This is a genomic window from Pseudoalteromonas sp. THAF3 (assembly GCF_009363775.1).
In the GTDB taxonomy this organism is placed as follows: Bacteria; Pseudomonadota; Gammaproteobacteria; order Enterobacterales; family Alteromonadaceae; genus Pseudoalteromonas; species Pseudoalteromonas ruthenica.
Genome location: NZ_CP045418.1, coordinates 906,226 through 930,555, shown reverse-complemented (window position 1 = coordinate 930,555; position 24,330 = coordinate 906,226). Strand labels below are relative to the sequence as shown.

The following is a 24,330-nucleotide window of genomic DNA, read 5'->3' as shown; positions in this document are numbered from 1 at the left end:
AGGTTCTCAATTACCGCTTAAAGCGCAAAGGGTAGCAACTCTTGCCCGACAGATAAACATGGCTGTGTAAGCTACAAGCCCCGCCCAACTTGTTAACAATGCTACTCGCATCGCCATTGCGTTAATTGGCGTTTAATAAAGGCGTCTATTTGTGGATAAGCTGCGAGGTTTATAAAATCTACATCGTAAGTGAAAGACAAACCGTTTTGAGTCAGCTGCCGCATGCAACTATAGCCTTGTTTTGAGTCTCCGCTACCGTCTATCATGCAGCTTCCCCAGTATTCGTAACCGTTATCACCTCGCGTATAGGCATACCAGTCGTACTTACTTTGTTTATCAAAATATAGACTAGGAATTTCTTCGCTTTGCGTTAGGCTGTGCTCTTCGGAAAGCTGCTTTTCGATTGCTTGGGTCGAAGAAATAATTTGTAAATGATTATACACTCTGCCAAATAAGGGATCGGCAGTGGTGCCCTTAAAGCTATCTACCTGTTTAGCGATATACTCACCTTCAAAAAATACCGTCGGCCCGTAGTTGCTTGCGGAGTCGAAGTTACTGTCGTCGCTCTGGATATCGGGCGTCAAATAGGCTCGAGGGAAGCAGTATCCTTGCCACTGTTGTGGCGCTCCTCCACAGGCATTCAGTAAACAAATTACACCTAAAATTATCGTTAATCTCATCTGCTATTTCCCTAAAGATTCAATTTAAGTACAACTTTATAAAAATGAGTAATCACGAATAAAACGCAACTGGAATTCGGTGTTATCAAAGTCTGTGCACATGACATCGAACCCATAATGCAACACGGTATCAATATCAGCGCCAATAGCGCCTTCTTGCGTCAGCGAAGCCATCGCTGTGAGTAGCTCTTTGGCTCGAGTTTCATGACCCCCACACCCGTAGTCAACCACTGAGTAAAATTTTGCGTAGTTATCGCCCAAGCTTACAGCCTGTTGGAGATACTCACCTCGCATGGCTCCCTCACTCGTGCGAGCCAAGATAAACGCAGCGCGAGGCTGCTGACGATAGCGGAGCAAATAACGCAGGATCGTTTGCGCTTTAAACGGTGAGTGGGGATAGGCGCCGCGCATTTGCCCTTGAGGGCGCATATCACGACCAGTGTAATAACTGTAAGCGTAATAAAAAGCCTGCTCGGTAGATAAGCCCTGCAATGCCTGTGGTGTCACATCTATGCTTTTTTCACGATGCTGCGTTAATTGTTGCTGATAGTCCTGCGCCCACTGCTGCTGAAGCCTCGCTCCATGAACAACATGAATCGCTAGCGCAGTTGCGGCACAACAAAAGGAAGCGCCAAGCAGTAGCACGGGAAACGCAACATAACTACGATTCTTTAGCTGTTGGCGACTAGCGTGTGACTGCTGTTCACTGAGCAAGTAAAAAGCACGATTGTCTGTCAACGGCACACTTCTGCGAGCAAAAAAAGCGGCAGCCCACGCACCACTGACATACAATGCCAGCAATATAATTCCCCAAATTGTGCCTGAAAGGACAATGCCGATATTGATAGCAACGCCTACGACTATTATGTGCGCCAACAAAGCGAGCACGGCAAAACGCCGCATAAAGCCCTTGCCATGATAACGCACAGCAACGCCTAACAGAGCACCGCTGACAAATAACATCAAAGGAGATGCCTTAGGCAACACAGCAAACGTTCCATACCACAGCAGTAAAATAGGTATACACCACATGCTTGTGTACAAGGCGGCTTTTAATGCATGTTGGTTATTGAGTTGCGTGTGCACTCGCTTTGCCATGCTCGGCTCTAGATTCATGATAATGTGTCCGGCTTGAGAATATAAATAATGGCTGACTGTACCAAAGAACTATACCCAGCGCCGTATCATTTTCATACCGTGTAAATTCTATGTTAATAATAGGTTTTATACTCATGAAACATATTTTTGTCGCTATCGCTTTATTGGTCGGTTTAAGTCCATTCGCTTGGGCACAGTGTCGTGATAATGTCGTCTTGGTCCATGGCAACACATCATCCCCCTCGAGTTGGAACAACACCCGTGAGCAACTATATGCTCAAGGTTATACCGATACACAAATCTTTGCCCCAAATTGGGGCTCTAAAACATGCGCCAGCTGCAACGATCACAACGGCAGTGAAGAGCTTCCCGTGCGCGAAGCAATTCTTGATGCCATCAACCAATCGTGCAGTGGAAAAATAGACATTATTGGCCATTCGATGGGTGTCACCCTAGCTGCGCAGCAAGTTTACAAACTGGGGTTAAGTGCTGATGTCGATGCATTTGTCGGTATTGCCGGGGCGTTGCGCGGTTTATTAAGTTGCGGTGTTTATCCTTACAATGTGTGGAACAGTACCTGTGGGTATCACGGCCTATCAGTGAGTAGCCCGTTTCTTGACGGTCTATATGGACAGCAATTCGCAAACCGAGTGTATACCATTAAAAGCTATGCCGATCAGGTCATCTGCGCAACGGGGAGTTGCTACGTGTACGGCATTCACAGCAGTCGAATTTGGCATGAAACCGCTACTTTTACTTACGCTCTTGGCCATTTTGGCCTACAAACCGATACCGCTGTTAAACAGGTTAGTCTAATTCAATAACAACCTTGTCGTATATGGCACCCAATACTCACGCCTTATAACTAAATATACGCATTTATAGCCGGTAACATCATACCGGCTCGTGACTATTTCGTTGAACTTGTGGCTTCATTCGCTACTACCACGGCCTCAGCGGCGGTGTTAACCTGCGCACTGGTTTTTGCCAGACCGACCGCCTGAGCCCCTCCAATCAGCCAGGTTTGTGCGCCTACGGAAATCGCCCCTAGACCATGACGAGCCAAAGGCCACTGCCCTTGCACATGCCATTGCTGAGTACGAGTGTTGTAGCGCAGCACATCGGTATAGACTCCCTCGGCGTGTTCACCGCCAAAAACAGATACATAGTGATCATTGACTGTTGCAGCGTGCCCTGCCCTTGGCTGTGGCATAGAAGGCAAGTGTCGCCATGTATCTTGTTCGCTCTGATACTCCAACACATCCGTCATCGGCGGCATACCGACTTGGCGCCCGCCAAGGATGAGCCATCGTCCATCAATCTGAACGGTTGCGGCGCTGTTACGAGCACTGGGTAGCGGCGCTGCTTCAGTGACGCTAAATGTGTCAGGGTCGAACACAAAATGGCGTGCGGTATCATGGCTATGCTGCCACTGACCATTTTTATCGCTATGTGGTGTGCGCCCACCGGCGAGGTGTATCTTGCCATCGATAACCGCTGCAACCGTCTCACTTAATGGGATAGGTAAAGTGGCTACATGCTGCCACTGCGCCGCTGATTGAGACAACATTAAAATGTCACCAGTATTAAACCACTGGCCACTTTCGGAGTTGATAAAGCCACCCAATGCAAACAGCTTATCGCCAACCGCTTGTAGATAGGTATGATGACGCCCTTGGGGTAAATCAGGTGCGCTCTGCCAGTGCGAATCTCCAGGAGACCAGTAATGCACTTTCGCTGTCATTTGCCCTTGAGACACTGGCAGCTGGCTAGAAATTCCACCCGCTACCCATATCTCATCGCCTATCAATGTCGGGTATATCTCCTGTATAGGCTCCACAAGAGATGCACCCGAATGGTGTGGCTCAGCGTGTAAACCAGCGGCCCACAAAGCACTCAAAACCAGCATCAGAGGGAATTTTAACTGTCGCATAATAATTATTGGATGACTCCGAAGGGTGAATAAACAACCGTTAGCATAGACAGAACAGTGCTTTAAAAACAACTAACTAAAGGTCTTACAAATCCCCTATCAACACCCATGAGTGACAAAAAAGCGCCCGAAGGCGCTTAGTTAGAACTGATAATGAACACTGAGTTCGAGGTTCCTTTCCTCTCCGGGCAAGCCGCCTAGGAAAAGTGCCTTTTCGTAGTAACGCTCATTAAATAGGTTATCTAGGTTTAATTGGACTTTGTAGTTATCCGCCTCGTAGGCAAAGGCGGCATCCCAACGCACGTAGCTCGGGACCACAGATTTAGGCAAGCCAAATGCGGTGGAATTAATGGTGCGCTCATCAACATAAGTCACTCCAAGATTCACTGCCACAGGATGTGCAAGCTCAAAGGCGCTCATATCATAGCGTAACCAAGTGCTGGCAAAGCGCCTTGGCACCCCTTTTATTTGCCCAGAGCGCTCGCCTGCACGCACGGTCACTGCGTCCTGGTAAGTACCATTAACATTGACGGACATTACCTCGCTGAGCGCCAGATTCAGATCAAACTCCACCCCTTTGGTGGAGTCCTCATCGTCATAAAAATATTGTGGCACACTGATGTTGAACTCGGGGTCATTGGGATTGTCGTTAAACGCCTCATTGGCATAGCGTAAATTAGTGCGTCGGGTGTCAAATAGCACGAGTGAACCGAGTAAGTCTTCCTCTAAGGCAGTAAAGCGCACGCCAATATCCAATGACTCGGATTCAGAATCAGGGCGATTATCCGCTTGATTTTCACTTACTGACCCTAAAATACTATAGGCCGTGCGCCCTTTCGACACATTCACAAAGGTCGATAATTGCGATGACAGCTGATAGTTGAGGCCTAGGTTATAGGTCATACCGGCATCATCACTGTCGTTTTCTAGGCTGACTTCGGGTACTCGCGCTGTGCCTCGATGCTGATAACTTTGCTTAATGCGCGTATAGGCTACGCCCACACGCGCTGTAAGTGCATCACTTAAATAAAGAACTTCTTGGCCGCTTATCCCCACTGCTTCGACACTTTTATCATAGTGACTGCGCAGCACTGGACTGTAGTCTTCAAAATGCCCTGTTGGCCAGTTGGGGTTACGGATATCAAGAATATAATCAACGGCGTTGGCATCCGCAGCGGCGCCATCGGCATCGTAAATTGACCAGCTTTTAAGGCTAATATCGCGTTTTTCTGCATTCACACTCAGTAAGTGCTCACCAACTACCGAGCCCCAATCCCACGTATGCTGAAGATCGGCAAAGTACTGAAACATTTGCTCTTGCGCATGCTGCTTGCGATATTCTTGGCGTCGCGCTGCATAGGGGTAGAGTTCACCATCGACCATTAGCGGTGCACGCGGCGCTAGATTAATGGTGCCTCGACGCTTCCAATACACATAGTTGTAAGCTCCAGTTTGGCGCACGAAATCAGACTCATAATCGCGAAATTGCAGTTGTTGCGTAAGCTCTGTATTGGCACCGAGATACCAATCCCACCGCAGCTTCACACGTTGCTCAGTACCAGCATTAGGGCGACTTAACGGCGAAATTACATTGCCATCACCGAGATCAAAGGGCTCAAGCCCATCGTTTTGGTTAATGCTCAGCGCCAGTTGTTGACGTTGCTCGGCACTTAGCTGGAGCGCTTCGCTTGCAGCATCATTGGGGAGATCAGCGCCACTCAAAGGGTAGTCACCGTCAATGCTATCCCAGTTAACAATACGCACTGGAAAGCCTACGGAGTCTACCTGCACTTCATCGTCAATATAAGCCGTTGATAATAACAAACGATGGTTATCGCTTGCCTGATAGCGCAATGACCCATAAAACTCACTGCGCTCACTACCCAAATCGCGGTAACCATCACTCGATTGGTGATTGACGACTGCGCGGTAAGCCCAGTTCTCACTGAGTGCGCCAGTTGCATCAAACATCACCCCGTAGCTTTGCCATTGCCCAACATTAACCGCCACCTCATACTGGGCTTGGTCTTGTGGCTTCTTTTCAATTAGGTTAATGACGCCACCAGCGGCACCAATACCATATAACCCCGTAGCCGGGCCTTTAAGCACTTCAACACTGTCCACATTGGTCATCGACCGCGTTGGGTTAAAGGCGTTGCCTAAATCAGCGCCACCATACATACCATCATAGGTGTAGTTAACGCCTAGGCCACGAATAATAAGATTATCACCGACACCATAGTTATTGCCCGCTTGTGCTAATCCGGAGACATTACGCACCGCTTCTTGCAAAGTGTCAGCCGATTGCTGATCCAGCAAGGCTTTATCAACCACAACAATGGGTGCGGGGGTTTGCATCAAGGCCATATTCGACTTGGTTGCCGTGCCACTGTTGAGCACGAGTTCGTTATGGCGACCATAGACGCTAATGCGCTCAACCTTGTCTAGCTCTTGCGACGACGAGGTGTTGGCAGATGCATCAGACGACAGCAGCGCTGCGCCTACGGCAGCACTTACGAATGAAAACTGAAATACGTTCATTATCTCTTCCCTATATGAGATACAGCAAAAAACGCGCGCATTCTAGCACTACACATAAATGATAACAATTGTCATTTTTATTTGTAAAATTTATGTAAGCACTGCCATAGCTGAATAGCAAAAGTTGAAATCAGCTAGCAGTTTTCCAACGTTCTATAGCAGCCCAAAACCGACCCCCATATAAGCAACAAACTGATTTTTAATATAATAATTAACTGTTACCTAATGTAATAGTTAATATTCACACAGCGACTAATTTTATAGCGTGGATATCAAAACCACACAAATTAATCGAATTTAAAGTCATTAAAAGGAGATTATTATGTCAACATTTAAAGTAAACATTCCCGCAGGTCCAATTTGGGACCAAAAAGATGCTGAGGATAAAGCGCCCCTTGTAGCGGCAGCACACCAGGGCAAATGGACGGGACAGTGGAACACTGTCGTCCAAGGAGAGATGAGTGTTGTGGAAGTTGAATTGCAAGTGAAAAACACTGGCTCAGACTGCTTCAAAACAAACGTTCTTGCAGGGCCGCTATGGAGCAACGATGAAGCGCAAAAAGTGGGGGAAACCTTAGCAGCCTCTTACGGCGGCACCTTTACCGGTGAGTGGCACACCATTGTTGAAGGCAAAATGAGTGTGATTGAAGTTGAGTTCAAGTTCTAAGTTATTTTATATCACCTTTATTTTTTATAATAACGGCTAGCAACCCTAAAAAAGCCAGCCGTTATTATATATAAAGCAACATTCGAATTTGATGGGCTTTAATTAAACGTAAAGCTTGTACCAGACCAAAATATAGAGTCGTAATCACTACACTGCATGCACTTGTACCACCTCACAGCCTCACCATCATAAAAAAGGCTGCTGTATCCGGCACCTCCTTGGTGAGTAAAGACTTTTACTACGCTAGAGTTACGTAAAATCGCCAGAAATCGTCCTTGCTGAGCGGATTTCGTTTTATAAACACCCACGATAACATGCTCTTCACTAGGCTCGTCATCTAAGTTCGCTCGAATGGAGAACTTTAATGAGGAACTCTGAATATCCAGATATTGATACTCAAGCAACGTCTCTTCGAAATAGCTCTTATCGAAGACCGTAATATACTCCCAATCTGGATTTAGTTCCGATACCGGAATCTCCATGAAATTAGACGTTTCAGCACAAAACTCTTTCGCAGTCCACCATGCTTTATTAGGTTCTAGAGTTGAAGTTTCACCAGCTATTGAAGGGGAGTAAAAAAAAGCCCCCGCAACAAGGGAAAGAATCGATACCTTACCAATCAACATGTCAATGCCTCCCACCTGCCATTCTAGGCTCTGCAATTAATGACGTGCCTTATGAACCTCTCTTGTATTAAATTTTGAAGGGCTCCTATTTGCCAGCTAATTGGAAGTAATAACTAGCGAAAAAACCATTCAATTATAATAACATGATAACCTATAGCCGATTAGCTACTCAGTTATTTTTATATAATTCAAACTGTCTACTTCCCTTAAACTGAGACAGACATAATTGGAGTTTTCTGCAATGATTAACGTAGGAGACGACTATGAAAAAATCACGCTATACAGAATCTCAGATCATTGGGGTGTTAAAGGAAGTTGATGCTGGTATGAAGGTTGAGGAAGTCTGCCGTCAACACGGTATCAGCAGTGCAACCTATTACAATTGGAAGTCCAAGTACGGCGGTATGGAAGTCTCAGACGTCAAGCGATTAAAAGAGCTTGAAGAAGAAAATGCCAAGCTCAAAAAAATGTTTGCCGATGTTAGCTTAGAAAACAATGCCATTAAGGAACTTGTCGCAAAAAAGGGTTGGTGACAGCAGAGAAACGAGAATGCGTCAGCATACTGGTTGATGCGGGGCTAAGCGTCGTAAAAGCCTGCCTGTTTGTTGGTATTGGCCGTGCGACTTTTTACCGTCCTGAACGAGACTGGCGTAAAGCGGATGCTGCTGTCATTGATGCTATCAATGCGGTCTTGGAGAAGTCGCCACGAGCAGGCTTCTGGAAGTGCTTTGGTCGAATGCGGTTCAAAGCTTTCCCTTCAACCACAAGCGCGTCTATCGCGTTTACTGCCAGATGGGATTGAATCTGAGGCGCAGAACTAAACGGGTACTGCCCAAACGAATAGCCCAGCCATTAGAAGTGCTGGATCAGGCAAACTATCAATGGGCGTTGGACTTTATGTATGACACGTTATATTGCGGCAAACGGTTTAGAACACTGAATGTGGTGGATGAAGGCACGCGGGAGTGCCTTGCTATTGAAGTCGATACGTCTTTGCCAGCTGGCCGTGTCGTACGCGTGCTAGAACAACTTAAAGCTGAGCGTGGACTACCCACTCAGCTGCGTATGGATAATGGCCCAGAGCTAATTTCGGCGACGCTGACGGATTGGTGTGAAACCAATGATATAGAACTCGTATATATCCAGCCAGGTAAGCCACAGCAAAATGGCTTCGTTGAACGCTTTAACGGTTCATTCCGCAGAGAGTTCCTTGATGCTTACTTGTTTGAAAATCTCAATCAGGTAAGAGAAATGGCCTGGTTCTGGCGACTGGATTATAACGAAGAAAGAACACATGAAAGTCTGGGTAACCTGCCTCCGGCAGCTTACCGAGCAAAACTAGAAAACTCTAATTCAGCACTGTCTCATTAAAGGGGAAGTGGACAAAACCACTGATGTAAAACATTGGTTTTAAAGTAAAAAGTTTTGGCGATATGTATCCAACTCGAAGAAATAGTGAAGCTGATTTGCTGGAAAAAATAAAATGAAAAAGATAACACTTGTGTGCGCGCTTATCTCTTCATGTGCGAGTGCACAGTATAACTACCTAGATCAAAGCACTCTGGATAACCTCAATGACAGTGCATTTTTAGGCGCGCCTCGTCATCCTGTTTACTTCGATTCAGGCGACGTTGCACGTAACTGTGAAGACTACTTATCACTTATAAAAGCACATCACTTAAAAGAAACCAGCGACAATTACCTTGCTAAAACTGAGTATTTACCTTGTGAAGTACAAGGGTTAATCCAAAAAAGCGATAAACTGGTTAGTAATAAACTTGCCTTGCCAGATTTAACTCCCTTAGTAACTAAACTAGACTTACGTTCCATACCCTCCTCGTTTGGACCTCAGCTCAATGAGAGTAACTATACGCTATCAACTCTTGCTCAACAGGCAGTGCAATATAAAAACAATCAGCTGTTCATAAATACACCACAGCAATACTTTGAATTCAGACTGAAAGCCGTTTTAGACTTAAACAGTAACACTGTACCCGATTGGGTTATTTGGATGGTGGATGAGTCCAAGCAAGGCACCTACAAAGCTTATGCAACCCTTATCGTTATGGATGCACAGCCAGACGCACCAACGTGGCAAGCGCAAAAGTTTAGGCAAGTGTATCAAGGGCAAAGCTCTGATTAGTGAGCTTGTTTACTGATGAACTGTACAAGTCGGCAATGCCATACCTAGTTGTAATAAAGTAGCCTTTGGCGAATGGATGCCATCAGCTACCTTATACTTTCAAGCTTAGTTTAAGCCAGTTGGATAGCACTTAACTCTTTACGTACAATCTCGGCTCCGGCACTGAGCGCACTGAGTTTGGCTCTCGCTACCGAACGAGGCAACGGCGCCATGCCACAGTTAGTGCAAGGATAGAGCTTATCAGCATCCACATATTTCAGTGCCGCGCGCAACGTGCTGGCCACCTCTTCAGGGGTTTCAATGCTTTGGGTGGCCACATCAATGGCCCCCACCATCACTTTTTTGCCTCGGATCAGCGCCAGTAGTTCGATAGGCACATGGGAGTTGTGGCATTCCAAGGAAATTATGTCGATATTTGATGTTTGTAACTTCGGAAACACCTCTTCATATTGCCGCCACTGCGTGCCCAGAGTCTTCTTCCAATCGGTATTAGCTTTAATGCCATAGCCATAGCAGATATGCACAGCGGTTTCGCATTTCAGCCCTTCAATTGCTTTTTCTAAGCATGCGATGCCCCAATCGTTAACCTCGTCAAAGAACACATTAAATGCCGGCTCATCAAACTGAATAATATCAACGCCAGCGGCCTCAAGCTCTTTAGCCTCTTGGTTAAGTATTTTGGCAAACTCCCAGGCTAGCTTTTCGCGGCTTTGATAATGCTCGTCATACAAGGTGTCGACCATGGTCATCGGCCCCGGCAACGCCCATTTAATCGGTTGTGTGGTTTGCTGGCGAAGAAACTCAGCATCAGCGACAAAAACCGACTTGCTGCGAGAAACGGGGCCAACCACACAAGGCACACTGGCATCGTAACGGTCGCGAATTTTCACAGTTTTGCGGTTATTGAAGTCAACACCATTAAGATGCTCAATAAAGGTGGTCACAAAGTGTTGTCGTGTTTGCTCGCCATCGCTGACAATATCGGTCCCAGCGACTTGCTGCTCATGCAGTGCTACCCGCAGGGCATCTTGCTTACCATCAATCAACGCGTCACCGTGCAATTTCCACGGTGACCACAGTGTTTCCGGCTCAGCCAACCATACCGGTTTAGGTAGGCTGCCAGCGCTTGAGGTGGGTAATAACTTGTTCATTATCAGCACTCTTCTAGGTTGTTGTTATTTATAAAGCGGTGTTGGCAGACCACTGCTCAAGTACCGACTGATAGGGTTTAATAAAGTGCTGCTCGGCGAATTTACCTTGGGCAATCGCCAATCTGCTGCGCTCTTCGCGGTCATAAACAATTTGCGTGAGCGAGTGATCCGCATTTCTCAGGTTAGGTTGATAACAGCTGCCCGCTACTGCGTTGGCGTTGTAGATCTCTGGGCGATAGATTTTCTGAAAGGTTTCCATGGTGCTAATGGTGCTGATCAACTCCAAATTGGTGTAATCGTTTAACAAGTCACCAAAGAAGTAAAAGGCTAGCGGCGCAACACTGTTTGGCGGCATAAAGTAACGCACCTGAAGCCCCATCTTTTTAAAGTACTGCTCGGTTAATGATGACTCGTTGGGATGATACTCAACACCTAAGACTGGATGTTGATTCTCGCTGCGGCGATAAACTTTATTGTCTGACACGCTAAGGCATATAACAGGTGGCTTGGCAAAATGCTGTTTGTAAGTGTTGGACTCAACAAAATGCTTAAACAGCTTACCATGCAGTTCACCAAAATCACCGGGGACACTAAAGCCCTCTTTATCTTTGTTGTGCTCTAGCAGTAACACACTAAAGTCATAGTCGCGCACATATGAGGAGAAGTTATTGCCAACAATGCCCTCGATACGCTCATTGGTGCGATGATCGATAATGTTGGTTTTCAGCACTTCAATCGATGGAAAGGCTTGTTCATCGCCGTCGATGTGCATATCTACCGACACAATTTCTAGCTCTACGCCGTAACGGTTCCCTTCGGGGTTATCCCAATTGGCCAACGCATTAAAACGATTATCAATCATTCTTAAGGCGTTGCGTAAATTTTGTTGGCGGCTCTCGCCGCGAGCCAGGTTAGCAAAGTTGGTGGTAATACGCGTAGTGTCTGACGGCGTATAGTGCTCATCAAGACAAATGCTCTTAATGGTAAATGTGAAATCTTTTTTCATGACTCGTTGGTATCCAAATTCCTAAGGTGAAAGCAAACGTCTTCGTGCTGAGTATGCTGATGCAGCCAGGGTGATGACCGCTGTGGCTGTGTGAGCCAACTTACTCAGCAACATGGCTCAAGTTATACGTACATACTTGGATAAAGAAAAACGGTTTAATTTCAGGTAAAACATGAGCATGATTCATTTGCTGGCAAAGCCGTTGCTATTCCCTCAAAAAGTCCTGGCAAATCGTGAGCACATCGCCCCAAAAACACCTAGACTTCTAGCCACCTATATATAAAGATGTATTTCCCTCAAGTAAAAGCTGAGGAATATTCATGACTTAGCAGCACTAACTGCCGTAATGATATTGATATACTCACGCCTCAGGTGACAATCAAGTGACACAATAGGTGGATTGCTAGATAACGCGATACACCCCCTTGCAGGGGTCATTAGCCGTTTCAAGCAAATAACAAAGAGAATAATGAAATGAGTGAGTTAGTCGTACTATTTGTTTTCTGCGCAATACTGGGCAGTGCTGTGGGCTTTTTAGCGGGTTTACTTGGCATTGGTGGCGGACTCGTCATTGTGCCTATTCTGAGCGTGATTTTGCTGCACTTTGACGTGTTGCCCCCTGAGCAGGTTGTAGTTACCGCCATTGCCACCTCATTGGCATCGATTTTGTTTACATCTACGTCGTCAGCCATCGCTCATCATAAACATGGCAACGTTCCCTGGCAGTTAGCGCCTTGGGTGATGCTAGGTGTAGGTTTAGGCGCCCTGATCAGCGGCTTTATGGCAGCACTATTACCTGAGTACGTGGTGCGCTGGGTATTTGCAGTTAGCGTGTTTGCCATCGCTATAAAAATGCTGATGGGCAATAAAAGTACCAGCACCAATGCACGCTCCTTGCCTAATAAAGCAGTACTAACAACGTTAACAACTCTTACCGGTGGCTTATCGGCCATGATCGGTATCGGCGGCGGCGCAGTTTTAGTGCCGCTGTTGAATTTTTTCTCTGTGGATATGAAAAAAGCCATTGGCTGTGCATCTGCATGCGGCATTGTTATTGCCTTATTCGGCTCAATTGGTTACATCAGCGCAGGGGCGCAACATCTCGCCCTTACAGACGGTTTTGCTGGCTTTGTTTACCTGCCAGCGTTAGCGGGGATAGTTTGTACTTCATGGTTTAGCGCGCCTCTAGGGGCCAAGGCCACGCAATCCCTGCCTGTGACCACCATTAAGAAAATATTTGCACTGTTGTTGGTTATTATGGCGGTTAATATGCTCTTAAAGTAGCGAGCAAACCGGCCATAAAGTCTGGGCTGAACACCTACCTTGCTCTTGGTTTCTGGGCGTTTTTATACCGGCGTTATTGTTCTTCGTCCGCGCTGGCGTCAAGGACCAGTTCCTGCATTTGTTGTGGCGTGAATACAAAGAAATAGAGATTTTCAATTGTCGCCACTGCTCTGCCCTGCAACATGGGGTAATCCGAGGCATCAGTATCGAGCCAGTAGCCAGCTAACACTCCTTCCTTTATGGGGAAATAAACACTTTCACTGGTGGTAATGGCATCGGGAGAATCAAACACATAATCGCCATAGTGCTGGTGCACAATGTTAACCAGTTCGCTTTGCTGCTGTTTGCGCTGGCCCACTTGTGACATTAATTCAGACTCTTGCATACAGCCTCTTCGTTATTTAATTACAGGTTATTTATAAGCTGGCTTAATCACTCTTCTCGCACTTGAGTAAAGCAAAGCCAACACAGTAAGAATAAATATAACACGCCATATCTACAAGGCGACAACCTAGAGCTGGGCCCTTTAATTACGAACTTTATCCGCCCTGATAAAAATCCAAGCTTATATAGGTTGCCACGAAAGCTTAATGACCATTCTCTATTAGCTATTTCATAAGACAAAATTACAGTTTATTATTAATCAGTTAAGGACTTTTATAGTGCCGCCAGCACTATCACTTCAATCATTTAGGGAAATGAAAAACGATGAACAAACTCCATTGGCTGATCGCCTGCTTTTTTCTTCTTTTGCAATCACTACCCACCCGCGCCCAGTTAAGCTTCCAATTAGAAATGATACCTAACCCTTATCAAGCACCTAAAGGGACAAGAGCCATACTAGTCAATGGTGACGGCTCGCACGTGGTTGTGTACGGCAAAAAAGTGGATGAGCATGATAATAAAATCCCTATGGCATTTCATTGGAGTGAGCGCGACGGCCATACCCACCTTGGCCTGTTAAATAACCGCAACGTACTGCTCCCCATGGATATCTCTGATGATGGCAAGGTTATCGTCGGCCATAATGGAGGGGCCAGTTTTGTGTGGACCAAGCAGCAAAAAATGCGCACAGTGCCCAAACTAAAAAGCCATTACATCAACACCGCGATATCCATTTCGGCAGACGGTAAAACCGTGGTCGGCTATACCGGCTGGCAATCGGATATACGAGCCTTCCGATGGGAAATAGGTAAATCATTGCAAGAGATTGGTACAGGCAAAGACAAAGTAAAGTGGCGTAACGCAACATACAGCTCAGAAGACGCCAGCGTGATTGTTGGCAGCACACCTGGGCAAGTTTATGTGTGGAAAAGTGATAACACTATAACCCCTATCATCGCGCCAGAGGACTGCCACTTTATTGCCGAGGACGTCTCTCATGACGGACACACTATTGGTGGGCGCTGTAGCATCGATACGCCCATGGTATGGAACGAGTTTAATGGTTTTAGCACCTTGCCAATACCAGCTGAGGCGGCCACAGCCATGATCACAGCTATGTCAGGGGATGGCACAAAATTCCTCGGCTCAGCAAAGTATAAAGGTGAAAATTACATTGATACTTATCGCCCTATCTTATGGCATCAAAAGCACATTTACTTTCTTGATGACATTGTAAAACAGCTCAACCCAAATAAAGCGATGAAAAGAGTCACTATCAGTAACATCTCATCCAACGGCAAGGTGATTGTTGGTGGCTATAAAGACAGCATCGACCGCTACTATCCGTTTAAACTGATAATTAAAGAGTGATAAAACCCAATGAGCGCTGAAGATGAGAACCGGACGAGCTTGTATTTTCAGCGCTTAACCATTTATAAAGCTATTTTTTGCATTAAAACTCACCTAGGCATGCCAAAACACTGGAAAAATGCGCATAACTGCGGCAAGCTAACCTTTTAGGATGTAAATAAAGTGTAACTTATGCGCGCGTGCATTGCTCTTTTGGCGTGGTTATTAATGCTGGCTTTGCCCACCTTAGCGTGGTCATCAGCACCGCTAAGGTTTGTAGCTGAAGATTTATACCCGTTACACTTTGCAGACTCTGAAAAAAAACCACAAGGCTTCTTAGTCGATGTGGTCAATATTGTTTTAGTACAGTGCCGTTGCCAAGGACAGGTGGAAATTATGCCTCAAGCAAGAGCATTTAAAGAGCTGCGAACAACACCAAACACACTGATGATTTCGTTACTAAAAACTCCACAGCGAGAGACTGAATTCATCTTTTTAGGCTCTGTTTTTAATGCTCACGCCTATCTGGTTGGCCTTAAAGAGCGGCAATTTAAGTTAACTGACTTGCAAAGTGCTCGCGGGCTACGAGTAAGCACGGTGCGCGGTTATTATAGCCACCAATACTTACAAAAAGCTGGCTTTTCGTTGCAACATGACTTAGTGCTGGCCCCCGAGCCTGCCAGCTTAATGAAAATGCTCTACAAACAGCGCACCGACTTGGTACTTACCAACACTTTGTCGTTAGATAAAGAACTTCGCAGTATCGGCCTTGACCCCAACCGGCTTGAAAAGAAACTGCACCTCCCCGAGTTCCCCAGCGAGCTGCATATTACTGCCAACAAGAAGCTTCCAGCAGACCTTGCCATCCGACTTCGCCAGTCACTTAAAGCCATCAAAGCATCAGGGCAATATCAAGCCTTGCTAAACAAGTGGCAATTGACTCTCTCAGCTTATTAAGGTGCGTTACCGAGAAGATTCATGCGCCCTAGCTGAGCCTCGCAGCTAACCTTGATGAGTGACACTCAGCGCAATGCAGCTCTGGGCTAGGTAGTAGGTTGCAAGTAACATCGGCTGAGTCCATTGATAACTTTTAACAAAGCGACCGTAGGCTAGGATGGAATCCGACACCATAAACAGGAGTGCGCCAATAAAGGCGTAAACGCTGAGCGGGTAACCTGAGCTCTGCCAAAAGATATAACTTGCCAAAACCATGAGACTAAGCACAGCAGCATAGGCATAAACAGGCCCACGCAACGCATCTAGGTGCTTATCTAGTAGCCGGATAAGAACACTCGCGTATATGACTAGTGCCACCAGCAATAAGGGGCTCAGAACGAACTCGGTGTTGTAAATGAAAGCGATGATATAAGCTAAATGAGCGATAAAAAACGCGACCAACCCTTGTAAAAAGTAGTCTTTTTTCAACATTAAAAAAATGTCGCCCAAAAGGGAGAAGACTAACCCTGCAAATACCCAATACTCTATCAGAGTAAGCGCGCTTGTTTGGGTATATGCCAACACGGCAATTAGCACGGTCGTTAAGGGCTTAAACACATAGCACAGCGCGCTGCTATGGCGACTATCAGCAATAATATGAGTGCATGCAGAGACAAAAATTAACAGCAATAAAGTGTGAAATAACATAGTAATCGTTGTAGTTACCTTAGGCTCTAACTGCCGTGTGGGTAGATAAAGTACGATGACACTTAAGCTTTTTAGTGCCTCTTATCTCAGCGCTTCCCATAACCATGTATCCAAAATGCCTCTAGCTTAGCGTTATCACTTTGCTCTTGAATAGATTAGCAAGCTTATTAGCGTAGTCAGAGGCTGCACTTAAGCTATTACTTTCCAAAATATTGATGCGCTCGCCGCTGCGCGCTACAACGTTGAGCTGATAGTCAATGAGTAGTGGCTGGTTGCGCCTAGCATAGCGGATGATCTGCAAGCTATCGATGTCGCTGGTATCCATAATACAGGTGTCCTTTGACAAACACGCCTCGTTCGACAAATACACTCCCTGCTCGTCAAAGTAGAACGTGTTTTTAGGGGAACAGGTTTTATAGGCGACAAAAAGTAACAGCAATAAAAAGATGCCTCCTTCCAAGGTAGGTGAGCGAGTCAGTTCATATCCTGGAATAACCCCCTCCTCTGGCACGATAATAGCTGCGACGATTGCAACGAAAAACATAACCAAGCCAAGGATATTTAACGACACGACTTTATCTTTAAACGACAATGCTGACCTGTAGCCTTCCGCACAGGGCGCTAACGAGGTAAAAGAACTCACCGGTTCTACTTTGTGCCAATCGTAACCGCGTAGATGTTGGTTCTCTTTCTTAGCCACTTGCTCTTGTAGCGCATCGAGGCGTGTTGAATCAGTAAAAGCCCGTATTAGTTCTTGCCAGCTTTCCTTAAAGTTAGCCTTACTCAAAAAGTAAATATTAGACAGGCTTAAGAGCACACCGACAAGACATAAACCTGCGAATAGCTTGATATCTTCAACCAAACCAAAGGCAAAAATACAAAGAAAGAAATAAGCCGGTAACGACATGATCATAGGAAAGATAACACCCACGCTGACACCTCCATATACAGCAGATTGATGATATTCTCACTTTTTCAATCATTAGCAAAGCAAATCCCATAACAATATGGCACCCACTAAACCACAGAAGATCAGCCTTCAGTGTAGCCGTTGTAGGTCGGGCTTCAGCCTGACAAACACAGTGCAGCGTTGTAGGTCAGGCCCTAGCCTGAAAAGCATAGTGCAGCCGTTGTAGGTCAGGCCCTAGCCTGAAAAGCATAGTGCAGCCGTTGTAGGTCAGGCTTCAGCCTGACAAGCACAGTGCAGCCGTTGTAGGTCGGGCTTTAGCCTAACAATCATAGTGAAACCCTGGTAGGTCGGGCTTTAGCCTAACAAGCACAGTGCATCTTTGTAGGTTAGGCTTTAGCCTAACAATCATAATGAAACCCTGGTAGGTCGGGCTTTAGCCTGACGAACATATTACAACCCTTACAGGTCAAGTTTCATCGGTAATAGGGAATACAGGAGCAATTGACGATAGCACTAACAACACCAGTTTATTCAGTAAGATGTAGAGTTAGCGAACCCATCCGTGAAATCATGGTATCCGGTGTAACTGAACTTACCTCGCTGGCCCCAACAATACCGAGAGGCAGGGGCGAAATCACACGTTAACGCGTCACAACTGAGTTAAACCGTTTATATAGCTTTAATTGCCCATACATCACTGTAAGCTTTGTATTGAGCAAAGCCCTACCCCATGCTGAACTTGCTTTAATTTAGCTGATAGAGCTAGTGCCAGCGAATGCTGCCAAAAAGAAGGTTACCCCATGTAACTTCAGTGCCACAGTACGGCCCAATTAATATGGTACAGGTCGCCCCGTCTACTTTCGTTGTTACATACTCTGAATAAACTGTTTTTCCGTCAACAACCCATGACGTTGTGCCTGTTTGACCATAGGGTATGGTTAAAGGGATTGGAAGGGGAACAACGGGGCCAACAACAATACCTGCCCATTTGTAGTTGCCGTCGTGATGAAACACTTGCTCTGCATCTTCGGTGATTTTTGATTTATCCCCTATGGCATGGGTTTCGGTGTATACAATATCTGCGGAGACACACGCTTGTAGAGCTAGCATGGTGAAAATGATTAACGATACGTCCTTGCATATTTTCATTGTTAGTTGAATTTCTTATTATAAATATTAGGGACGCATTTAATCGCCAGCGTTGAACTTTGTCAACAAATAGACAAAGAACACGATAATTAGCCCCAACGCTCCCCACCTCGCATTGTTGACAGGCTTTATAGTGAGCCGTTGTTGGTCAGGCTAATGAATCATTGTAGGTTAGGCTTTAGCCTAACAATCATAGTGAAACTCTCGTAGGTCGGACTTTAGCCTAACAAGCACAGTGCAACCCTTGTAGGTCGGGCTAGTGAATCGTTGTAGGTTAGGCTTTAGCCTAACAAGCACAGTGCATCGTTGTAGGTTAGGCTTCAGCCTAACAATCATAATAAAACCCTTGTAGGCCAGGCTTTAGCTGCCCACTTCCCTAAAACCGAGTGAAAATATCTGCACTACACCTTATCTAATTAAAATAGTGCCTTATTAATTAAGAGCCGCTGTGAGGTGAAAATGCAAGACCTGCCCCAACACTCCTTCCCTAATACACCCCACATTCCATAGCGCCCTCTGCCCGGTTATAATCATGCTCTATTATCGTCAATCCTTATCTCGAATTTCCATGAAAAAACTCTCCAAAGTCCAGTTAAAACAACAGGCATTGGTGCTCAATGTGGCCGATGCACTCGAAGAACAAGCGCGTGCAGAAATACCCGGCATGTTGCAATGCTGGTTTGATGTGGAGTACCACTTGTTCCCCGGCTCCCTGCTCCTGTGTTTTCAATTCGAAAATAACCAAGCACTCAAGGCCGCCGAACCTCAACTACTCAAATGGCAAAAACGCTTAAGCGCCGCCATGCTGAAAAAAGGCGTGATCCTAAAAGATATGCGTAAGCACCTAACCTTTACCCTGAAAGGGCCAGAGGATTGAATTAGAAGATAAAAGAGGCAGGTGAATGTGATGGACTGCCCAGTGCGCGACCTACCCCATTTCTTTCATTTTAGAGTGTGGTCTAGTTAACTCATATGGAGTGCAAATCAGCTTTATTACAGCCGTCAAGCGGAGAGAAAATACCGACTCTGTAACTTATCAAAATAAAGTTGATATATTGTTGATTCTTATCTTCTTATAAATTTTTTGTAGAGTAATACCTTGAGGGCTTTATCATTTCTTATGTGAAAGTACTCAAATGTATTTATATCCTAGAACATCAGTAGAACACCCACCTTAACATTTCCTCTAAAACCGAAGACTAAAAGTGGGTGCCTTGTTTGCTCGTGACTCACCGCCGATTAGTCGACTACATCAAGCGCCCTGTTTTTTATAGCACTCTCAAGAATTGGACTAGCTCCTCTTCTTCTATCGCCGACAATAGCCACCGCTTTAGCAGCCCTTGTTATTGCTACATACAACCGATTGTGAGCAGTATAGTTTTGGAATAGCTGACTGGCAGTATTGTAAACATTATCTTCCCTAGGCATACGCCCTTTATCAACGCCAACTAAAACGACCGCTTCAAATTCAAGCCCTCCTACATAATCAGCCATTGCAATAACATAATCATTTTTTTCTTTAGCTAGTTCCAATAGCTCAATATCACCACGTTCTATCAGACAACTAACAGGCTTATTATATTTGATATGGTTTTCCTTGGCTTCTTCAAACATTAATCGATCAAAATAAATAATTGCTATTTTATGTCTTAAGCATCCCAGTTTATCTTTATAAACTTCTGCTACATCAAGTGCATGCATGTGAATATTTTGATTAAATTCATTTTCTAATATATATTCTGGTTGAAGCTCGTTAATATCTAGCTGAACTTCACAAGCACCAACTAGAGGATCAATAAAGTTTGTAAACAGTGAGGTTCCAGAACTTGTAATCATAGATGCTAGCCTTGTTACAGTTGCTGAGCACCTAAAAACAGCTTTGAGGTCGATCACTTCTTCCTCATTCGAAAATTCCCCAATCTGTAAATATTCCAGTACTGACGAGTTTTGCCAGGCGATGTCCCCGATGGCTTGGGTAGCATCCATTGCGAACGATATTGGAGCTGTTGCTGTTGTCTTAGTTAGGAAATGAATAATACAAAGTTCATTAAAGTTTAGTAGATGTAGCTCATCCGCAATAATTAAGTCATAACCCTCTTTACTTCTGCGTCTCCTCCACAATGGTGATTCTAGGCGTCCTATGGCTGATAAAGCTATATCATCAGGGTCAAACTGTGCAAGCTCATCGAGCTTGCATTGATACTTTTCAAATAAACTAAATACAAAGTACCTATCATCTTCAGATTTGGTTGGCAGGCTAAAATTTAATTCAGAATGTTTAGAATATATTTCCTTGTTGCTCCCACATCGGCCTTTTATTGCTACCCCAAACTCATGAATAAACAGCTCGGACAAAGAAAGTGAATCTTCGCTCTTTAACAATTCATATAATTCCTTGGATAGATACTTTTTGTATGCATCAACATTGTCTTTAACTTCTTCAAGCAAATCCATTATATAAAGAAGTTGGGTTTGTTTAGCCTCATAGCTATCTTCATCAAGTAACTCTGTAGTACTGATGTCTTGACCAAGAAACTCCATACAAACTTGTTGAATCGTTCTAACCTTTATATTTTGAAGTTTTTCAACATTACAGAATTCTGCTGATTCAGCTGTAACTTTTAATAAATATTCAACTGTATTTTTCACAGCTGTGCTAGGAACAATGAACAAAGCTCTGATATTATCGGTTTGTTCTGAAACTGCTTTAAGTGCTTTCAAGATAAGGCAAATGGTTTTACCTGTGCCTGCTGGCCCACTAATTCTGGCAGGGTGATTCCAATTTGACTCTACAAAAGCTTTTTGTTTATCAGAAAGCAACCCAATAGGGTTCTTCCGCCCTAGTAAATTTGTTGTGTTCAATAAATCATCTTTATCAAGATCAACTGCACCCGAAGATGAATCCCTGTCTTTTTCAACGGTTTTTTTATTTACAGCATAAGTTTCAACCTGAAAAATTATATCTAGCGCTTTACTGATAGATGATACTTCACACTCTTCCTTACTTTTAGCGCCTGCTTGCTTCGAGAATTTATAAGCTAATATATGCTTACCTTTATATTTATTATTTTTGTTTGATTTGTTTTTAAATGGCGCAAGTTCCATCACTATCTTGTAAGGATTTCCGCTATTAGTAGGAAAGGGAAAAACTACGCCTTTAGTTGAATCAAGTGGAATAATTTCAGAAGAATTATGCCCAAGATTTTCCCAAAACTTTATACAAAATCGAAGAGCCTTCTGAATACATGAAACTTTTAAAGGATCACTAATATCGTCAAAAGATATAGACTTAAAGTCAAAAGTAATTGAGTTCCTCTCGGTTTCATACTTATCATTATTATGTATTATAATAACCCCTTTACCTTCAGATCTAAACCTGATAGGTAAGCTCACCAATGACTCATCTGGCATCTCCCCATTTGCAATATTTATAACTAATGAGGATTCTTCGAAGTCTAAGCTTTGAAGCTTTCTAGATTGAACAATTTCCTTAGCGGCATTATGCGTAAGAGTAATATAGTTAAGCTTCATGTATATGTCCTTCAATTATCTCTAATGCATCACTGCAGATATCTTCAGTTCCTATTCGACTATAATATTGCGAAAATTTTTGTAAAAGGTGCTCAATATAAGGTGATTTCAAAGTTGATATATAAGAAATTCCAGCTTCTGGAATATTAAAAAAACCGAAAACTCCATCGCAGTCATTTTGTTTTTTAATCCCTTTTTTAAGCTTTTCCATAAAATCAATGGGAATTGATATAGGTTCACTAAGGTCTATAACATAAGGTTTAAGAGTATTATCCATATCAACTTGTTCAATGAAGTAAGTAGACGCCTCCTTGTTATTTATTACATTGGAAATCAAATTACTCCTAGCTTTTTTCACAAAATTCAATGAAAAATCGCACTTCTTCTCATAGTACATATTCAACATACTTATAAGATCTTCAACATCACTGGTTTCATAAGTGCTTTTTTTCTTATTGATTTCATCTAATACACGTTTCTGAGTAAATACTCTGTAGCAATCATTAGGTTCTTTGAACTTTGTCAGCGAATTCTGAATTTTGTTAATTAATTTTTTCTTTGTTTGCCTGAAGATGATTGTGTTCCCATGAACACTCATCCAATCGTTCATTTCATATATGGGTAAACACAATATATTTCTAGCCTTTTGGTTAGCAATATCACACCTTGCGGTTATTACGATTCCTTTCGTATCCCGCTCTTCCAGAACTTTTAACCCTTCAAAAATACTTCCTTGACTGAAGTAATTCCTGTCGGGATGTACTAACAACTCTCTCACCACAAATAACCATTCAGAACAGAAAATCCCAAATTAAATTATTTCTACCTTAAAATCAATTAGCTAACATGTTTTTGTAACTACCTAATAGGTATACGTACAGTGCTCTTTTGTGAAAGTTTTAGAGATACAATCTCATTATTCCATCGTTAAAATTCGCAATTTAGGGCTAACCTTTTGTTGCATAGCCTACTGCTGACAGCGAAGCACGGCTATGAGCTAGATTTACCAGCACAGGAAGGTGCTGTTAAATCGTGTCAGCAGCTAAGCGGAGCGTTTAACAAAAGACCTGAGTTCGGAAGCATTGGCGAATTACGGGCGCCCTAGGAGTTGTTAGAGGAAATGGGCGCGCATTTCCTCTGACCCGAAGTCGGCGGTCCGACAAGAAAGTAATTTGAAAAGCCTGAGTTTAGATTTATCAGGAATATCAAGTTGTCAGGCTGAAGCCTGACCTACAGGCAGACACGTTTTACATTCTTAAAGCCGCATCAAAACTTTCCACCATGCACCCAACTACCAGCACCCTATCACCCGTTTAAATTCGCGCTTTCGAGCACAGCTTTTGTTGCGAAGCGTGATACTGACAGCGAGGCAGGACGCCGAGCTAGATTTACCAGCACAGGGAAGTGCTGTTAAATCGTGTCAGCAGCTAAGCGCAGCGTTTAACAAAAGACCTGAGTTCGGAAGCAATTGCGGATTACGGGCGCCCTAGGTGTTGTTAGAGGAAATGGGCGCGCATTTCCTCTGACCCGAGGTCGGCGGCCCGACAAGAGAGTAATTTGAAAAGCCTGAGTTTAGATTTATCAGGAATATCAAGTTGTCAGGCTAAAGCCTGACCTACAGGCGGACACGTTTTACATTTTTAAAGCCGCATCAAAACTTTCCGACATGCATCCAACTGACAGCACCTTATCCCCCGTTTAAATTCGCGCTTTCGAGCACAGCTTTTGTTGCGGAGCGTGTTGTTGACAGCGAGGCACGACGCCGAGCTAGATTTACCAGCACAGGGAAGTGCTGTTAAATCGTGTCAGCAGCTAAGCGCAGCGTTTAACAAAAGACCTGAGTTCGAAAGCATGAGCGAATTACGGGCGCCCTAGGAGATCTAAGAGGGCGACGAGTGACCGAAGCATCGCTTCGCAGCGCTCGGAGGTGGAGGCATGGATGCCGACAGGAACACGGCTTCATGGATGAATTACTTGCACGTTGATGATGCATTTCCTCTGACCCGAAGTCGGCGGCCCGACAAGAGAGTAATTTGAAAAGCCTGAGTTTAGATTTATCAGGAATATCAAGTTGTCAGACTGAAGTCTGACCTACAAGGTTATCCTTGGCGTCAAATACCAAACTATATATCCTTCTTGTCAGGCTAAAGCCTGACCTACAAGGTTATCCTTGGCGTCAAATACCAAACTATATATCTTTCTTGTCAGGCTAAAGCCTGACCTACAAGGTTAT

20 protein-coding genes and 1 pseudogene are annotated in these 24,330 nt (G+C 44.5%); 8 read left to right on the top strand and 13 right to left on the bottom strand.

Features of this window, described 5'->3' with window-relative positions:
- Window positions 1-101: 101 nt before the first annotated feature.
- Together FIU82_RS04210 and FIU82_RS04205 are read right to left on the bottom strand one after the other, a co-directional pair.
- Window positions 102-680 carry a hypothetical protein gene (locus FIU82_RS04210; protein ID WP_152440418.1) on the bottom strand — a complete coding sequence of 193 codons (579 nt, stop codon included), beginning with the start codon at window positions 678-680 and terminating at the stop codon, window positions 102-104.
- A 36-nt stretch (window positions 681-716) separates the two neighbouring features.
- A complete protein-coding gene (locus FIU82_RS04205) occupies window positions 717-1,778 on the bottom strand; it encodes a hypothetical protein (RefSeq protein WP_152440417.1) in 1,062 nt (353 codons plus the stop codon).
- A 134-nt stretch (window positions 1,779-1,912) separates the two neighbouring features.
- Here FIU82_RS04205 and FIU82_RS04200 point away from each other — a divergent pair, with 134 nt between their 5' ends.
- Entirely contained in the window at window positions 1,913-2,602 is a 690-nt protein-coding gene (locus FIU82_RS04200) for an alpha/beta fold hydrolase (RefSeq protein WP_152440416.1), read from the top strand.
- 86 nt (window positions 2,603-2,688) lie between these two features.
- Here FIU82_RS04200 and FIU82_RS04195 read toward each other — a convergent pair whose 3' ends face one another.
- Together FIU82_RS04195 and FIU82_RS04190 are read right to left on the bottom strand one after the other, a co-directional pair.
- Entirely contained in the window at window positions 2,689-3,618 is a 930-nt protein-coding gene (locus FIU82_RS04195) for a kelch-like protein (protein ID WP_172972697.1), read from the bottom strand.
- Between the two features lie 234 nt (window positions 3,619-3,852).
- Window positions 3,853-6,252 carry a TonB-dependent siderophore receptor gene (locus FIU82_RS04190; protein ID WP_152440414.1) on the bottom strand — a complete coding sequence of 800 codons (2,400 nt, stop codon included), beginning with the start codon at window positions 6,250-6,252 and terminating at the stop codon, window positions 3,853-3,855.
- Window positions 6,253-6,574: 322 nt separating this feature from the next.
- Here FIU82_RS04190 and FIU82_RS04185 point away from each other — a divergent pair, with 322 nt between their 5' ends.
- Window positions 6,575-6,919: a mannan-binding lectin gene (locus tag FIU82_RS04185; protein ID WP_022946214.1), complete on the top strand. Its 345-nt coding sequence runs from the start codon at window positions 6,575-6,577 to the stop codon at window positions 6,917-6,919.
- 98 nt (window positions 6,920-7,017) lie between these two features.
- Here the strand turns inward: FIU82_RS04185 and FIU82_RS04180 are convergent, their stop codons facing one another.
- The gene (locus FIU82_RS04180; protein ID WP_152440413.1) at window positions 7,018-7,545 is read right to left on the bottom strand and encodes a hypothetical protein; all 528 of its coding nucleotides are present in this window, start codon (window positions 7,543-7,545) and stop codon (window positions 7,018-7,020) included.
- A 263-nt stretch (window positions 7,546-7,808) separates the two neighbouring features.
- Here FIU82_RS04180 and FIU82_RS04175 point away from each other — a divergent pair.
- A pseudogene (locus FIU82_RS04175) lies at window positions 7,809-8,913 on the top strand (transposase); the annotation flags it as partial.
- A gap of 115 nt (window positions 8,914-9,028) precedes the next feature.
- Window positions 9,029-9,688, top strand: a complete 660-nt coding sequence (locus FIU82_RS04170) for a hypothetical protein (protein WP_152440412.1) — start codon at window positions 9,029-9,031, stop codon at window positions 9,686-9,688.
- Window positions 9,689-9,798: 110 nt separating this feature from the next.
- Here the strand turns inward: FIU82_RS04170 and FIU82_RS04165 are convergent, their stop codons facing one another.
- Both FIU82_RS04165 and FIU82_RS04160 read right to left on the bottom strand, forming a co-directional pair.
- Window positions 9,799-10,839, bottom strand: a complete 1,041-nt coding sequence (locus tag FIU82_RS04165; protein ID WP_152440411.1) for a methionine synthase — start codon at window positions 10,837-10,839, stop codon at window positions 9,799-9,801.
- A 28-nt stretch (window positions 10,840-10,867) separates the two neighbouring features.
- Window positions 10,868-11,845, bottom strand: coding sequence for a DUF1852 domain-containing protein (locus FIU82_RS04160; protein WP_130147536.1), 978 nt, complete (start codon window positions 11,843-11,845; stop codon window positions 10,868-10,870).
- Window positions 11,846-12,319: 474 nt separating this feature from the next.
- Between FIU82_RS04160 and FIU82_RS04155 the strand changes: the two genes are divergently transcribed.
- Window positions 12,320-13,129 carry a sulfite exporter TauE/SafE family protein gene (locus FIU82_RS04155; protein ID WP_152440410.1) on the top strand — a complete coding sequence of 270 codons (810 nt, stop codon included), beginning with the start codon at window positions 12,320-12,322 and terminating at the stop codon, window positions 13,127-13,129.
- A gap of 73 nt (window positions 13,130-13,202) precedes the next feature.
- Here FIU82_RS04155 and FIU82_RS04150 read toward each other — a convergent pair whose 3' ends face one another.
- The gene (locus FIU82_RS04150; RefSeq protein ID WP_130147540.1) at window positions 13,203-13,514 is read right to left on the bottom strand and encodes a hypothetical protein; all 312 of its coding nucleotides are present in this window, start codon (window positions 13,512-13,514) and stop codon (window positions 13,203-13,205) included.
- Between the two features lie 323 nt (window positions 13,515-13,837).
- Between FIU82_RS04150 and FIU82_RS04145 the strand changes: the two genes are divergently transcribed.
- Window positions 13,838-14,884: a hypothetical protein gene (locus tag FIU82_RS04145; RefSeq protein WP_152440409.1), complete on the top strand. Its 1,047-nt coding sequence runs from the start codon at window positions 13,838-13,840 to the stop codon at window positions 14,882-14,884.
- Window positions 14,885-15,055: 171 nt separating this feature from the next.
- Entirely contained in the window at window positions 15,056-15,820 is a 765-nt protein-coding gene (locus FIU82_RS04140) for an ABC transporter substrate-binding protein (protein ID WP_152440408.1), read from the top strand.
- Window positions 15,821-15,865: 45 nt separating this feature from the next.
- On the opposite strand, the gene FIU82_RS04135 is transcribed toward FIU82_RS04140, so the two are convergent.
- The 3 genes from FIU82_RS04135 to FIU82_RS04125 all read right to left on the bottom strand — a co-directional run bounded on the left by FIU82_RS04135 (window position 15,866) and on the right by FIU82_RS04125 (window position 18,566).
- The gene (locus FIU82_RS04135) at window positions 15,866-16,507 is read right to left on the bottom strand and encodes a lysoplasmalogenase (protein ID WP_138547755.1); all 642 of its coding nucleotides are present in this window, start codon (window positions 16,505-16,507) and stop codon (window positions 15,866-15,868) included.
- 121 nt (window positions 16,508-16,628) lie between these two features.
- Window positions 16,629-17,438 carry a hypothetical protein gene (locus FIU82_RS04130; RefSeq protein ID WP_152440407.1) on the bottom strand — a complete coding sequence of 270 codons (810 nt, stop codon included), beginning with the start codon at window positions 17,436-17,438 and terminating at the stop codon, window positions 16,629-16,631.
- A 741-nt stretch (window positions 17,439-18,179) separates the two neighbouring features.
- Window positions 18,180-18,566, bottom strand: a complete 387-nt coding sequence (locus FIU82_RS04125) for a hypothetical protein (protein WP_022946228.1) — start codon at window positions 18,564-18,566, stop codon at window positions 18,180-18,182.
- 568 nt (window positions 18,567-19,134) lie between these two features.
- Between FIU82_RS04125 and FIU82_RS04120 the strand changes: the two genes are divergently transcribed.
- Window positions 19,135-19,443: a hypothetical protein gene (locus FIU82_RS04120; protein ID WP_138587552.1), complete on the top strand. Its 309-nt coding sequence runs from the start codon at window positions 19,135-19,137 to the stop codon at window positions 19,441-19,443.
- A gap of 362 nt (window positions 19,444-19,805) precedes the next feature.
- Here FIU82_RS04120 and FIU82_RS04115 read toward each other — a convergent pair whose 3' ends face one another.
- Both FIU82_RS04115 and FIU82_RS04110 read right to left on the bottom strand, forming a co-directional pair.
- Window positions 19,806-22,097, bottom strand: coding sequence for a UvrD-helicase domain-containing protein (locus tag FIU82_RS04115; RefSeq protein ID WP_138587551.1), 2,292 nt, complete (start codon window positions 22,095-22,097; stop codon window positions 19,806-19,808).
- Complete coding sequence (locus tag FIU82_RS04110; protein ID WP_138587550.1) at window positions 22,087-22,875, bottom strand: hypothetical protein; 789 nt, start codon at window positions 22,873-22,875, stop codon at window positions 22,087-22,089. The genes FIU82_RS04115 and FIU82_RS04110 overlap by 11 nt, the downstream gene beginning before the upstream one ends.
- Window positions 22,876-24,330 lie beyond the last annotated feature (1,455 nt).